Below are 13,549 nucleotides of genomic sequence, written 5' to 3'. Positions count from 1 at the left end.
CGTGCGACTCGGGGTCCTCGACGTCGGTTCCAACACCGTCCACCTGCTCGTGGTCGACGCCCAGCGCGGGGGTCACCCCACGCCGACCCACTCCACCAAGACGGCGCTGCGCCTCGCCGAGCACCTCACGGACGAGGGCCGGCTCGAGCCCGCGGGCGCCGACGCGCTGGTGGAGGCCACGCTGGACGCCCGGAAGCAGGCGCTCGACCTGGGGTGCGAGGACCTGCTGGCCTTCGCGACGTCGGCGGTGCGCGACGCGTCCAACTCGCCGGCGGTGCTGGAACGGGTGCGCGACGAGGCCGGGGTCGACCTGCAGGTGCTCTCCGGGCCGGACGAGGCCGCGCTGACGTTCCTCGCGGTGCGCCGCTGGCTGGGCTGGTCCGCGGGCCACCTGCTCGTGCTCGACATCGGCGGCGGCTCGCTCGAGATGGCGGTCGGCCGCGACGAGGCCCCGACCCACGCGATCTCGGTGCCGCTCGGGGCCGGGCGGCTGACGCGGGACTGGTTCACCACGGACCCGCCCCAGCGCCGCGAGCTGAAGTCGCTCACCGAGTACGCCCACGAGGTGCTGGCCCCGGCGGCGACCACGCTGCTCGGCGAGGGCCCGCCGGACCGCGCGGTGGTCACGTCCAAGACCTTCCGGTCGCTGGCCCGGCTCACCGGCGCCGCGCCGCGCAGCGCCGGCCCCCGGGTGCGCCGGTTCCTGTCGGCGGCGGGCCTGCGCCAGGTCGTGGCGTTCATCTCACGGATGAGCTCCGCGGACCTCGCCGAGCTCGAGGGCGTGTCCGCCAGCCGCTCCCACCAGCTCGTCGCGGGCGCGATCGTGGCCCACGAGGCGATGGCGGCGCTCGGCCTCGAGGAGGTCGAGGTGTGCCCCTGGGCGCTGCGCGAGGGGATCATCCTGGGTCGTCTCGACCAGCTGCAGCCGGGCGGTGGGATGGCGTCGGTCGACGGCCCCCTGGCGACTGGACGACCGACCCTGCACCAGGCACGGTAGGTGGCGTGAACAGGGACGACGGGCCCCGACCGGGCACCCAGCGCAGCGTGGCCGAGCTCCTGGCCGCGTACAGCGGGGAGTCCCAGCAGCCGCGTCGCCGGCGCCCCGAGCCCGACGACGCTCCGCCGCCCGGCCAGGACGCCGGCGGCGGCTACGCACCGCCCCCCGCGGGCTACGACCCCGGCGGCTACGACACCGGCGGCTACGACCGCCCGGGTGCCGGCTACGACACCGGCGGCCACGACCGGTCTGCCTACGGCGGTGGCTACACCGGCGGGTACGACACGGGCGGCTACGACCGCGGCCGGGACGGTGGCCAGGAGACCGGCTACTACGACCCGCGCGGCGACGACCGCGGCTACGACCGCGGCTACGACCCCGGCTACGGCTACGACGGCGGCTACGGCTCCGGCCACGACGGCGGGTACGCGCCGGGCGCCTACGACCCGGGCCCCTACGACCCGGGGCCCTACGACCCCGGTTACGGGGGCGACCCCGGCGGCGGGCGCAACGGCTTCGGGCCCGGCCCCGACAACGTCTACCCGCCCGCCCGCGACCCGTGGGCCGGCGCACCCCCCGCCCCGCCCGGTCCGCCCCCGATGGCACCGCCCGGGCCCCCGCCCGCGCCGCCGTCGCTGCCCCCGACGCAGCTGCCGGCCCAGCCCCCGGCCCCGCCGGCCACCGGCACCCAGGCCTTCGGCGGCCCGCCCGCCCGGCCCGCCGGCCCGCCGCCCGGGGCGCCACCGGAGCGGCCCGCCCAGCAGCCGACCCGCGTCGTCCCCCTGACGGGCGGGCCCGCGGCGCCGTCCGGCGTCCCGGCCGCCCGCCTCGGCGACTCCGGGCCCTCGACCATGGCCGGGCCGGCCGCGCGCCCGCCGGGCGCACCCGCGCCGCGCGGTGCCGGGCCCGACGACGGGGGCCCGCCGACGGCGGCGTCGGCGTTCGCCGGGCCGGATCTCGACGACGACCTCGACTCCGGCGAGATCGAGGCCTTCCACGACGACCTCGAGGACGGCCGCCTCGACGACGATCCGGACTCCGCGCCCGCGGGCCTGGGCCGGGCCCCGCGGGGCCGCCGGGTCGACGAGGCGGACCCGTACGGCGACGAGGACGACCTCGACGAGCCCGAGGAGGCCCGCTCCTCGGCGCGCGACTGGCTGGTGATGATCGGCCAGCTCGTGGTCGGCGCCCTGCTCGGCGCGGTGCTGTGGACGGTGTTCTCCTACCTGTGGCAGGAGCAGCCGGTCATCGCGCTCGTGCTCGCCGCCGTGGCGACGACGGGCCTGGTGTTCGGCGTCCGGGCGCTGCGGCGTTCCGACGACCTGCAGACGACGGTGCTGGCGGTGGTCGTCGGCCTGGTCGTCACCGTGTCCCCGGCCGCGATCGTGCTGTTGAGCCGCTGATCCGTGGCGTCCCACCCCTCCCCGCGCGGGGGACCGCCCGTCGCCATGTCCACGGCCTCGGTGTTCCCGGAGCCGATGGACTCCGCGTTCGAGGTGGCCGCGGAGCTCGGCTACGACGGCGTCGAGCTCATGGTCTGGACCGACCCGGACAGCCAGCGCCTCGCCTCCGTGGCGCGCGCCTCGGAGCGCACCGGGATGCCGGTGCTGGCGGTGCACGCCCCGTGCCTCGCCATCACCCAGCGGGTCTGGACGCCCGACCCGGGCGAGCGTCTGCGCCGCAGCGCGGTGCTCGCGGCGAGCCTCGGCGCGCCGACCGTCGTGCTGCACCCCCCGTTCCGCTGGCAGCGCCGCTACGCCCAGGGGCTCGCGCGCCAGGCCGACGAGCTCGAGCGCGCGCACGGCGTGCGGATCGCGATGGAGAACATGTTCCCGCTGCGCCGCGGGCGGCTGCGGTGGTCGAGCTACACCCCGGGCCACGACCCCACGCGGCCCGGCGCGCGCTGGTACACGCTCGACCTGTCCCACACCGCGACCGCCGGCGACGACGCCCTCGCGCTGCTCGAACGCATGGGTGACCGGCTGGTGCACCTGCACCTCGCCGACGGCACCGGCCTCGAGCGCGACGAGCACCTCGTGCCCGGCCGCGGCACCCAGCCCACGGCGGAGGTGTGCCGGCGCCTCGGCGCGTCCGGGTTCGACGGCACGGTCGTCGTGGAGATCAGCACCCGGCGTGCGCGGTCGCGAAACGAGCGCCTCGACATGCTCGCCGAGGCGCTGCTGTTCGCGCGGCTGCACCTCGGCACGGACCTGCCGCGCTCGCCCGTCTGAGAGCTGCGGCAGGATCGGCGCCATGGGTCAGACGGTGGCGGTCCTGGGCGGCGGGAAGATCGGCGAGGCGCTCCTGGGCGGTCTGGTGGCCGCCGGGCACGCGCCGGGGAGCCTGCTGGTGGTCGAGCCCGCCGCGGCCCGGGCGGTCGAGGTCGGCGACCGCCACGGCGTCGGCGTGGTCGACGCGCCCGAGGCGGCCCGGCGCGCCGACGTCCTCGTGGTCGCGGTGAAGCCCGCCCAGGTGCCGACCGCGCTGGACCAGGTGCACGAGGCCGTGGCGGGCCGCGAGGACCGGCCGATCGTGGTCTCCCTCGCCGCGGGCATCCCGACCGCCACGCTCGAGGCGCACCTGCCCGCCGGCACCGCGGTCGTGCGCGTCATGCCCAACACCCCGATGCTCGTGGGCCGCGCGATGTGCGTGCTCTCCGCCGGCTCCGCGGCCGGCGAGGCCGAGCTGGCCACCACCGAGACGCTGCTCGCCGCCGTCGGCCGCACCGTGCGCGTGCCCGAGGCGCAGCAGGACGTCGCGACCGCGCTGTCGGGCTCCGGACCGGCCTACGTGTTCCTGCTCGCCGAGGCCATGATCGACGCCGGCGTGGCCCTCGGGCTGCCGCGGCCGGTGGCGACCGAGCTCGTCACCACCACCGTCGACGGCGCGGGCGGGCTGCTCACGACGCCGGGCAGCGACGGGCGCGAGGACGAGCCGCCGCACGCGGGCCTGCTGCGCGAGGCCGTCACCTCACCCGGCGGCACCACCGCGGCCGCCCTCGGCGTGCTCGAGGCCGACGGGCTGCGCGCCGCGCTCGCGCGCGCCGTCACCGCGGCCCGCGACCGCTCGGTCGCCCTGGGCCGCGGCGACGCCTGACCCCGCCGGGCGGAGCGAGGGACGCCCTCGCTGCCTCCCGCGCAGCGAAGGACGCCCTCGCTCCGTCCCCGGACCACGCGCGCGCCGGTCGGACCTGGGCGTCCGCTCGTCGTGACAGGACCGTGTTCGGGCGTCTCGGCGTGGACGCTTGACGCGCGGGCCCGCGCGGCTGCCGCACGAGCGGGTGGAGTCGAACCAGACGTCACACGCGTCCCGCTACCCTCATCCGCACAGCACGGCGTGTCGGCCCGCCGGGAGGGGAAGCCCGGCGGCACGGCCTGTGCTCGGAAGGCGTGAGACCCATGCCCAACAACACGACGGGCTCCGGGACGCGGAAGGACGGGGACAACCTCGCTCGCGTGCAGTTCCTGACGGTCGCCGAGGTGGCCGCCGCGATGCGCGTGTCGAAGATGACCGTCTACCGACTCGTCCACAACGGAGAACTGCCCGCGGTCCGGGTGGGCCGCAGCTTCCGTGTCCCCGAGGACGCGGTGCACGAGTACCTGCGCGGCTCCTACTTCGACGCCGGCTGATCTCCGCGCGCGCCCTCCGAGGGGGCGCGTGGAGATCGGCCCCTCCGTCACCGGTCGCCCACGGGGCGACCGGTACGGTGGTGTGTCTGCGGCCGGGAGGCCGCCATCCCCTGCTCAACGAAAGGTTCCCTATGGGTTCGGTCATCAAGAAGCGTCGCAAGCGGATGTCGAAGAAGAAGCACCGTAAGCTGCTTCGCAAGACCCGCGTGCAGCGTCGCAAACTGGGCAAGTAAGGCCTTCGGGAGCCGAAGGCCTACAGGCCCGCGCAGACCGACCGCAGGAGAAGGCAGGGGATGTCCGAGGCGCCGTCCGTCGTCCTCGTCACCGGGGTGAGCCGCTTCCTCGGCGGCCACCTGGCGGCGCGCCTCGCCTCCGACCCGTCGATCGAGCGGGTCCTCGGCGTCGACACCACGCCGCCGTCGCGGGAGATGCGGCGGCGCATGGGCCGCGCCGAGTTCGTGCGCGTGGACATCCGCAACCCGCTCATCGGCAAGGTCATCTCCACGGCGAAGGTCGACACCGTCGTCCACGCCTCGCTCTCGGGCAACCCCGGCGCGTCCGGCGGCCGCTCGATGATGATGGAGATGAACGTCATCGGGACGATGCAGCTGCTCGCGGCCTGCCAGCGTTCCGACACGGTGCGCCGCCTGGTGGTCAAGTCGACCTCGGCCGTCTACGGCGCGAGCCCACGGGACCCCGCGACGTTCACCGAGACCACCGAGCCGAAGGCCATCCCGCCGGGCGGCTACGCGAAGGACGCGGTCGAGATCGAGGGCTACGTCCGCAGCTTCTCGCGACGTCGCCCGGACATCCCGGTGACGACGCTGCGGTTCGTCAACCTCATCGGCCCGCGGATCGACACGTCGTTCGTGCGCTACTTCTCTCTGCCGCTGGTGCCCGTGGTGATGGGGTACGACGCGCGGGTGCAGCTGCTGCACGAGGAGGACGCCGTCGCGGTGCTCGAGCGCGCGGCGGCGGAGGACCTGCCGGGCGTGTTCAACGTCGGCGCCGACGGCGTCCTCATGCTCTCCCAGGCGATCCGGCGGGCCGGGCGCATCTCGCTGCCGGTCCCGCAGCCCGCCGTGCCCCTGGTCGGCCGCTTCACCCGCCGCGCGCGCCTCGTGGACTTCTCCCCGGAGCAGCTGCGGCTCCTGAACTTCGGGCGGGTGGTGGACACCACGAAGCTGCGCACCGAGTTCGGCTTCACGCCACGCTGGACCACGGTCCAGGCCTTCGACGACTTCGTGGCCGGACGCAGCCTGCGTCCGATCATCGACCCGGCGACGCTCGGCCGGGTGCAGGGCGCGGCCACGGCCGTCGCCCGCGCCCTGCCCTCCGGCGCCTGACGGCAGTACGCACCGCAGGACCCGCGCACCACCCCGGCACCGCCGCCGTCCCGCCCCAGCGTCCTCGAGAGGAGACGTCATGCCCGAGGCCCGTGTCATCCCGCTGCACGCGGAGGGCACCGAGGGCGGACGCCGGCCCCGGCCGCGGCCGGCGCCGCGGCGGGCGAGCCGGCCCGGCGTGGGCTCGCTCGCGGAGCGCACGGCGGCGGCGCGCGGGACCACGGTCGGCCGCGACCAGGACACCGGGGAGGCGGGGGAGACGGGCGTGGCACCGACCGGTGGCGAGGTGGCCGCGCTCCCGACCCCGCAGGGCCCGACCGAGCTCGAGGCGCGGGTCGCGGAGGTCGGCGAGTTCCTGCAGCGCCGGCTCACCGGGCGCTACGCCGTCGACGACTTCGGCTTCGACCGCGACCTCACCGAGAACGTGGTCATGCCCGTGCTGCGCCCGCTCTACGAGCACTGGTTCCGCGTCGAGACCATCGGCACCGAGAACGTGCCGCTCTCCGGCGGGGCGCTGCTCGTCGCGAACCACTCCGGCACCCTGCCGCTCGACGCCCTCATGACCACGGTGGCGGCGCACGACGACCTGCCGGTGCCCCGCTACCTGCGGATGCTCGCGGCCGACCTCGTGTTCGGGCTGCCGGGCGTCGGCGCCGTGGCCCGCAAGGCCGGGCACACGCTCGCGTGCAACGCCGACGCCGAGGCCCTGCTGTCGGCCGGCGAGCTCGTCGGTGTGTGGCCCGAGGGGTTCAAGGGCATCGGCAAGGACTTCGCCGACCGCTACAAGCTGCAGCGCTTCGGGCGCGGCGGTTTCGTGTCGGCCGCGCTGCGCACGGGCGTGCCGATCGTGCCGTGCTCGATCGTCGGCGCCGAGGAGATCTACCCGAAGATCGCCGACCTCGGGCCGCTCGCGCGCCTGCTCGGCTTCCCGTACTTCCCGATCACCCCGACCTGGCCGCTGCTCGGCCCGCTGGGCCTCGTGCCGCTGCCGTCGAAGTGGTACATCGAGTTCGGCGAGCCGATCCCGACCGACGTCTACGACCCGGGCGCGGCGGACGACCCGATGCTGGTGTTCAACCTGACCGACCAGGTGCGGGAGAACATCCAGCAGACGCTCTACCGGCTCCTCGCGGGCCGGCGGAACGCGTTCCTGGGATAGATCAGCCGGCCAGGCGGCGGCGGTAGGCCGCGCCGGCGACCACGGCGCCGGCCACCGCGCCGGCGCCGAGCACCGAGGGCACGCCGATGCGCGCGGCCTTGCGGCCCGACCGGAAGTCGCGGATCTCCCAGCCCCGCTCCCGGGCCATCTGGCGCAGGTCGGAGTCGGGGTTCACGGCCACCGCGGTGCCCACCACCGACAGCATCGGGGCGTCGTTGACGGAGTCGGAGTACGCCGCGCAGCGCCGCAGGTCGAGGCCCTCGCGGGCGGCGAGCGCCCGCACGGCGTGCGCCTTGGCCGGGCCGTGCAGCAGCTCGCCGACGAGCCGGCCGGTGAACACGCCGTCCTCGCTCTCGGCCACCGTGCCCAGCGCGCCCGTGAGGCCCAGGCGCCGCGCGATGATGCGGGCCAGCTCCAGCGGCGTGGCGGTGACCAGCCAGACCCGCTGGCCCGCGTCCAGATGCATCTGGGCGAGCGCGCGCGTGCCCTCCCAGATGCGGTCGGCCATCAGCTCGTCGTAGATCTCCTCGCCGAGCGCGACCAGCTCCGTGACCGACCGGCCGGCGACGAACGACAGCGCCTGCTCGCGGTGCGCCCGGACGTCGTCCGGGGTGCCCTCGCCCCCGACGCGGAACTTCAGCTGCTGCCAGACGAAGCCGCGCAGGTCCGAACCCGAGAAGAAGTTCCGCGCCGCCAGCCCGCGCGCGAAGTGGAAGATCGACGCGCCCATCATCATGGTGTTGTCGACGTCGAAGAACGCGGCCGCGGTGAGGTCCGGCGGCACCCGCGACGACGGCGGGACCCGGTGGATGTCGGGCGCCTCGGCCGCGGCGGCGGCCGCCGCGGGCGCGCCGCCGGCGAACTCGCCGTCGTACTCGGCGTCCGGGACGAGCTCCGAGGCGGGGTGGGTCTCGCCGACGTCCGGGCGGCCCGCGCCGGACCCGCCCGCGGCCCCGGAGCCCTCCGGCACGGTCTCCAGCAGCTCGGACGCGGTGGGCGCCCCGACCCCGGGATCCTCCAGCGCCGCCTCCGCGGCCGCCTCACCCGCGCGGCGCGCCGCGTCGCGCTCCGCCTGAATCCGGCGCTCGCGCCGTCGTCCCACCGCCGGGCCTCCCGTCGCGTCCGTCCCACCGACCACGCCGTCGGGGCGGGACGGAACGAACGACCCCTCCGGTGGTGCTCGTTCACCCTAGACGTCGGCCCCGACCGTCATCGCCGCCACGACGGCGGCGGGGCGGGCGTCACGATCCCGGGGTGGCCGACGGACCGGGGTCCCGTCAGCCGAGGCTGAGGCCGGGCAGCCCGGGCAGCAGCGGCGGCACGTCGACCTGGGGGAGCAGCGGCACCGGCAGCGGCACCTGGACCGGCGCCGGCGTGGACGTCCGCTCCGACCGCGAGGACGACGACCCCGAGGAGTCCGAGTCGCGGCTGCTGTCCGACGACGTCTCCGAGGACCGGGTGGTCGTCGTCGTGGTGGTCGTGGTCGTCGTGGTGCTCGTCGGGGCCGTGCTGGACGTCCCGGCACCCTCCGAGCCCGAGGACTCCGACGACGAGGTGGACCCGCAGTCCGCGCCGGGCACCGGACCGAGGTCGTCGGTGTCGGCCGCGGCGGTCGCGCAGTTCCCGGAGCCGGAGAAGGCGGCCGCCCGGTCACCCAGGCGCTGCAGCATCTGCTGGGAGTTGGCGGCGGCGGCGCGGCCGTCGGTGTCCAGCGACGGGCTCAGCGTGTCCAGGCGGGACGACTGCGAACGCGCCCACTCCTGGAGCTCGCCGGGCGGGGGCCCGGTCGGCTGACCGGCCAGCGGCAGGATCAGCCGGGAGCCCGTGCGGGCCTGGTCGTCGAAGGCGCGCAGGTTGTCCAGCACGAGCGCGGTCTGGTCGGCGTCGAGACCGGCGGCCACCGGGCCCGGCCCCGCGGCCGTGGTGCTCTGGCGGCTGATGAGGTCGGAGACCTCCTCGAGCCGGCTGGAGGCGAACTCGAGGTGCTTGAGCCCCTTCGCCTCCTGCCCGCTGGTCAGGCCGATCTCGGCGCCCTCGGACGCCCGCTTGATGCCGTAGAGCATCTCGCCGGGCAGGGCGCCGCGGCTGAGCAGGACGGTCAGCGCGCCGAGCAGCAGCACGGCGCAGGCACCGGTCACCAGCGAGGACATCAGTCGCGTCGAGCGCCGTCCGCCGCGGCCCGGGCGGGCGTCCGCCGCGGGACGTCCGTCGGCCGGGCGCGTGCCCGCCCGCCGGGCGCCGCCGCGCGTGCCCGCGCCGGCCCGGCCGGCCCCCCGACCGCCGGCCGGACCGGAGTCCGGGGTGAGCACCCGCGTGCCCTCGTGGGCCGCGGGCCTGCTCGACGGGTCGCCGCCGATCTCGGCCATGAGGGCGGCGCGCATCCGGGCACTGGCCTCGGGGTCGGGTCCCGGGGTGTCCCGGCCCGCCGCGCGGAGCGCCGACGCGATGTCGAGGTGGCGCGCGGCCTCCCCGTCGCCACCGCGGTCCCGACGAGCACGGTCGGCCCGAGGAAGACGCCCCGTGGGGTCCCGCTCGTCGCCTGCGTCGTGCCCGCTCGACATGCCGTCCGTCCTCATCGTCCGCGCGTCACGGTCCGTGCGCGCCGTGCTCGTCGCTGGGCAAAACGACCGGACGGGCGACCGGTTACGTCGATGCGGTGTGCGGTTCGAACTACAGAGATGTCACTCACCGCAGGCCCTCGGGCAACAGTTGAGCGAGACGGCGGACCGCACGGTGCTGCAGGGCCTTCACGGCGCCCTCGTTGCGCCCCATGATCTCCGCGGTCTCGGCGACCGAGAGGCCCTGCAGGAAGCGCAGCGCGATGCATTCCTGCTGGTCGTCGCCCAGCTTCGCGACGCATCGCAGCAGCTCGGCGTGGGTGGCGCCCGCGATGACCTCGGACTCGGGCCCGGGCCGGAAGCTCGACGGGGCGACGTCGGCGACCTCGGCGGTGGAGCTCTCGAGGCGGTAGCGGCTGGACTTGACGTGGTCCAGCACGAGGTTGCGGGCGATGGTGACGAACCACGCACCGATGTCGCGGCCCTGGTAGCTCACCGACGTGATGCGGCGGAAGGCGCGGACGAACGTCTCCTGCGTGAGGTCCTCGGCCGCGGGCCGGTCGCCGAGACGGAAGAGCACGAACCGGAAGACGGTCTCGTGGTAGCGGTCGAAGAGCCGGCCGAAGGCCTCGGTGTCGCCGGCCTGGGCGGCGCGGACGAGCGCCCAGCCCTCGGCCGTCGCCGCGTCCTGGGGGTCCTCCGGCAGGTCCTCGGCGAGGTCGTCGGCCAGCTCGTCGTCGGCGTCCTCGGGCTCGGGGGCGCCGGGGTCGTCGGTGACGAGCGCGCCGTCGGTGGCCGGGCCCGCCGAACCCAGCGCGCCGCCGGGGTGCGAGGCCGTCGGGTCACCGGGGGGCTGCAGCGGGACCGCCGTGGTCGGTGCGCTCCCGCTCTCGACCGCCGTCGGCGGGGCGTCCAGCGGCGGCGCCTCGGCCGGCATGGCCTCCGCGGGCGGGTCCGGCGGGACGGGCGGCAGCGGGCCGGTGCCGTGCCGGGGCGCGGGTGCGTCCGGGACCGGGGTCCCCATCGGCGGCGTCGGGCGGCTGCCCGTCGGACGGCGGGGGCGCCGGGTCTCCGGGGCGGGCTCCGACGAGGGCGGCGGCCACGTGTCCTCGCGGCGCCGCTGCGCCGGGTACGCGATCGGTGCCGTGGGCGGCGCGGCCGTCGGCGTGCCGCGCCCGCGTCCGTCGCGGGCGTCCAGGACGGGCTCCGGGGGCGTGTCCGTCCCCGTGGCGCCCCGCGACCGCCCGCCGGTCACGCCGGGGCCCCGCCGGACGTCACCCCGGGCCGGACCGCGTCCGGGCTCGTCGGCGGGGTCGGGTGCCGCGCGCCTCACGGCGCTCCGGGGGGTGACGGGCGGCCGAGCGCGGCGCCGCTCGATCCGTCGACGGAGAGGCGAAGCCCGAGCGGCTCGCGCTCGTTGGGCAGGGCGCGGGTGCCGGAGAGGGGCGCGTCGGGGGTGCGGACCACGGACCGCGCACACGTCGGGTCGAGGCGACCGGCTGCGTCGGACATGCCCTCTCCCTCGATCGACGTTCCCGACCGGATCCCCCACGAGGGGGCGTCGCCGACGGAGCATACGTGCGGCGAGATCCCCCCTCGCACCGGCGCGCCTCACACGGGCCTGACCCTCTCCGACCTGCGCCGACGGTGCGGCGAGCGGCCGTTCGGCGGTATCTCGGGGCTCCGCAGGGGGCCCCGCGGACCGTGGGAGACTGCCGCCGGGCGGCGCAGGTGCGCCGTGCCGGAGGGAGGCGACGAGCCGGTGGCGGGCGAACGGTCCGACGAGCGGGCGACGACGTCGGTGGGCGGTGCGACGGGCGGTCGGGGAGACGGCCCGGGCGACCGGGGCGACCCGATCGAGACGTCGCCGGGCTCCGCGACCGGGAGCGCCGGGAACGCCGGGAACGGCGGGGACTTCGGGGACTCCGGGGAGGACGCACCGCTCCGCGTCGTCGTGCTGGTGCGTGCCGACTGCCGGACCTGTGACCGCATGGAGGGCGTCGTGCGCGAGATCTGCGGCCGCGTCGGCGAGGAGCACGCCGTGGTGGACGTCGACGGCGCGGGCGCCGACCCGGAGTGGCGCGCCGAGTACGGCGACCGCATCCCTGTCACCCTCGTCGACGGCGTCGAGATCGGCTCGTGGCGCCTCGAGCCCGACGACCTCGTGCGCGCGCTCACGACCGGCGGACACGGAGCGACGGGGAGCCGGACCGTCGACGGAGGGGCCGGCCGGTGACCGCCCCCGCGCCGGCCGACGTGCCGATCCTCCAGACCGCCTCGTCGCTGGTCGTCCTCACCACGACCACCTACCGCTCGCTGCAGGCGCTGCCCTTCGGGGGCGGCGCCAACGCGCCCGGTCCGGTGCGCGACCTGATCGCCGCCGCGCTGGAGGAGCTGGGGCGGGCGCGGACCGATCTCGCGGACGCGACCCGGGCCGCCGGCGGGCGGGTGCAGAACGGCTCGAACCCCCGGTACGCGCCGGTCGTCGCGCAGGCGCTGCCCACCGTACGGGGGCCGGGTGACGTCGTCGGTCTCGCGCTGACCCTCGAGGACGTCCTGGCCCAGACGCTGGTCCGCGACGTCGTCGACCTCACCTCGCCCGACGTGCGGCGCACGGTGGCGGGCCACGCGGCGGCGGCGGCCCGGCGCAAGGCGCTGCTGCTGACCCTCGGGGCCCTCCTGTCGACGGGGCGGTCCGACCTGGTCGCCGCGCCGCCGGACCTCGGGGCGCTGCCCCCGAGCGCCGGCACGGTCGGGTTCCCCGACGTCCTGTTCCCGACCGAGAAGGCGTCGCCGTCGGCGGAGGGGGCGCTGTGAGCCCCGGGCTGCCGCGGCGGGCCTTCCTGCGCGGGCTCGGCGGGGTCGCCGGGGCCGCTGGGCTCACAGCGCTCGCCGCCTGCTCGGACGCCGCCCCGGCGGGCCCGCCCGCGCCGGGCGCGACACCGGGCCCCACGCCGAGCACCACCACGACGACGGCGCCCACGTACTCCGGCGAGGCGGCCCTGGTCGCGCTCGGGGCCGCGGTCTCCGGGCTCGCGGGCGACCTTCTCGGGCAGGCGGCCGGCGGCGCGGGCCAGGGGCGCTACGGCGTGGTGCCGGGAGCGGTCTCGGCCTTCCTCTCCGGCGCCGCGGCCCAGCACGTCGCGCACGCCGAGGCGTGGAACCGGGTGCTCGTCGCCGCCGGCCGCCCGGCCGTCGACGGCACGCCGCTGACCGTCGAGCCCGCGCTGCGCGCCCGCCTCGGCGCGGCGCTGGCCCCCGTCGACCTGCTCGGGCTCGCCGCGGACGTGACGAGCACGGTCGCCGCGACCGTGACCGCGATGACGGACCAGCTGACCGGGGCGTCGGCCGTGAGCCTCGCGGCCGGGATCGGGCCGGTCGCCGCGATGCACGGCGCGACGGCCGGGTTCCTGCTCGGACGTCCGCCCACCGCACCGGCCGATCCCACCGCCGGCGCCCTGGGGCCCGACGCGCTCACCGTCTGAGGCCGCCCGGCCGCCGGGGACGCGCCACCGGCGTGGCGACGGCGCGTCCCCGCGTGTCGCCGGACGGCGCACGAGGACGCCCTCGCACCGCCTCGTCCTGCTCCGCACCGGTGCGACGACGGCGCGACGGCGCGCCGACTGGCAGACTGGAGACCCACCGCCGGTCGGCACGACGCCCGCATCGACCCGGCGCGGTCCGCGGCGGAGCGGCGGGTGGTCGAGCCCACGCCCGCACGGTCCGCGGCGATTTTGTGCGTGCGTTCACGAGCGCTAGCGTTGTCAGGCGAGCCAGTCAGGACGACGTCCGCGTGAGGACGGCCGCGGGTGCGGACACCCCCCGTGGCGTCCGCGGGACGTGCACGACGTCGGCGACCG

15 protein-coding genes are annotated in these 13,549 nt (G+C 77.0%); 11 read left to right on the top strand and 4 right to left on the bottom strand.

The window, feature by feature from the left end:
• Position 1: 1 nt before the first annotated feature.
• The 8 genes from QSK03_RS04970 to QSK03_RS04935 all read left to right on the top strand — a co-directional run bounded on the left by QSK03_RS04970 (position 2) and on the right by QSK03_RS04935 (position 7,131).
• The gene (locus QSK03_RS04970; RefSeq protein WP_285648889.1) at positions 2 to 997 is read left to right on the top strand and encodes a Ppx/GppA phosphatase family protein; all 996 of its coding nucleotides are present in this window, start codon (positions 2 to 4) and stop codon (positions 995 to 997) included.
• Positions 998 to 1,002: 5 nt separating this feature from the next.
• Positions 1,003 to 2,400: an Rv0497 family membrane protein gene (locus tag QSK03_RS04965; protein WP_285648887.1), complete on the top strand. Its 1,398-nt coding sequence runs from the start codon at positions 1,003 to 1,005 to the stop codon at positions 2,398 to 2,400.
• Positions 2,401 to 2,445: 45 nt separating this feature from the next.
• On the top strand, positions 2,446 to 3,228 hold the full coding sequence (locus QSK03_RS04960; RefSeq protein WP_285648885.1) for a sugar phosphate isomerase/epimerase family protein: 783 nt from the start codon (positions 2,446 to 2,448) through the stop codon (positions 3,226 to 3,228).
• A 22-nt stretch (positions 3,229 to 3,250) separates the two neighbouring features.
• Positions 3,251 to 4,093 carry a pyrroline-5-carboxylate reductase gene (gene proC, locus QSK03_RS04955; RefSeq protein WP_285648882.1) on the top strand — a complete coding sequence of 281 codons (843 nt, stop codon included), beginning with the start codon at positions 3,251 to 3,253 and terminating at the stop codon, positions 4,091 to 4,093.
• A 302-nt stretch (positions 4,094 to 4,395) separates the two neighbouring features.
• A complete protein-coding gene (locus QSK03_RS04950; RefSeq protein ID WP_285648880.1) occupies positions 4,396 to 4,626 on the top strand; it encodes a helix-turn-helix domain-containing protein in 231 nt (76 codons plus the stop codon).
• Positions 4,627 to 4,757: 131 nt separating this feature from the next.
• The gene (locus QSK03_RS04945) at positions 4,758 to 4,859 is read left to right on the top strand and encodes a 30S ribosomal protein bS22 (RefSeq protein ID WP_010241351.1); all 102 of its coding nucleotides are present in this window, start codon (positions 4,758 to 4,760) and stop codon (positions 4,857 to 4,859) included.
• Between the two features lie 60 nt (positions 4,860 to 4,919).
• A complete protein-coding gene (locus tag QSK03_RS04940; RefSeq protein WP_285648878.1) occupies positions 4,920 to 5,972 on the top strand; it encodes an NAD-dependent epimerase/dehydratase family protein in 1,053 nt (350 codons plus the stop codon).
• Between the two features lie 79 nt (positions 5,973 to 6,051).
• Positions 6,052 to 7,131 (top strand): lysophospholipid acyltransferase family protein, encoded by a 1,080-nt coding sequence (locus tag QSK03_RS04935; protein WP_285648876.1) that lies wholly within the window; start codon positions 6,052 to 6,054, stop codon positions 7,129 to 7,131.
• A 1-nt stretch (position 7,132) separates the two neighbouring features.
• Here QSK03_RS04935 and QSK03_RS04930 read toward each other — a convergent pair whose 3' ends face one another.
• The 4 genes from QSK03_RS04930 to QSK03_RS04915 all read right to left on the bottom strand — a co-directional run bounded on the left by QSK03_RS04930 (position 7,133) and on the right by QSK03_RS04915 (position 11,201).
• The gene (locus QSK03_RS04930) at positions 7,133 to 8,101 is read right to left on the bottom strand and encodes an HAD family hydrolase (protein WP_502872139.1); all 969 of its coding nucleotides are present in this window, start codon (positions 8,099 to 8,101) and stop codon (positions 7,133 to 7,135) included.
• 307 nt (positions 8,102 to 8,408) lie between these two features.
• On the bottom strand, positions 8,409 to 9,692 hold the full coding sequence (locus QSK03_RS04925) for a DUF5667 domain-containing protein (protein WP_285648872.1): 1,284 nt from the start codon (positions 9,690 to 9,692) through the stop codon (positions 8,409 to 8,411).
• A 124-nt stretch (positions 9,693 to 9,816) separates the two neighbouring features.
• On the bottom strand, positions 9,817 to 10,419 hold the full coding sequence (locus tag QSK03_RS04920; protein WP_285649257.1) for a sigma-70 family RNA polymerase sigma factor: 603 nt from the start codon (positions 10,417 to 10,419) through the stop codon (positions 9,817 to 9,819).
• Between the two features lie 599 nt (positions 10,420 to 11,018).
• Positions 11,019 to 11,201 carry a hypothetical protein gene (locus QSK03_RS04915; RefSeq protein ID WP_285648871.1) on the bottom strand — a complete coding sequence of 61 codons (183 nt, stop codon included), beginning with the start codon at positions 11,199 to 11,201 and terminating at the stop codon, positions 11,019 to 11,021.
• 226 nt (positions 11,202 to 11,427) lie between these two features.
• Between QSK03_RS04915 and QSK03_RS33400 the strand changes: the two genes are divergently transcribed.
• The 3 genes from QSK03_RS33400 to QSK03_RS04900 are packed head-to-tail and all read left to right on the top strand — an operon-like array spanning position 11,428 to position 13,174.
• Positions 11,428 to 11,925 carry a glutaredoxin family protein gene (locus QSK03_RS33400; protein WP_502872131.1) on the top strand — a complete coding sequence of 166 codons (498 nt, stop codon included), beginning with the start codon at positions 11,428 to 11,430 and terminating at the stop codon, positions 11,923 to 11,925.
• A complete protein-coding gene (locus QSK03_RS04905) occupies positions 11,922 to 12,506 on the top strand; it encodes a hypothetical protein (protein ID WP_285648869.1) in 585 nt (194 codons plus the stop codon). Before QSK03_RS33400 ends, QSK03_RS04905 begins: the two co-directional genes overlap by 4 nt.
• Positions 12,503 to 13,174 (top strand): ferritin-like domain-containing protein, encoded by a 672-nt coding sequence (locus QSK03_RS04900; protein ID WP_285648865.1) that lies wholly within the window; start codon positions 12,503 to 12,505, stop codon positions 13,172 to 13,174. Before QSK03_RS04905 ends, QSK03_RS04900 begins: the two co-directional genes overlap by 4 nt.
• The last annotated feature ends 375 nt before the right edge of the window (positions 13,175 to 13,549 follow it).

The sequence above is a fragment of the Actinomycetospora sp. NBRC 106375 genome (assembly GCF_030269665.1).
GTDB lineage: Bacteria > Actinomycetota > Actinomycetes > Mycobacteriales > Pseudonocardiaceae > Actinomycetospora.
The sequence above is the reverse complement of the archived record's forward strand: the minus strand, read 5'-3'. Positions and strand labels throughout refer to the sequence as shown.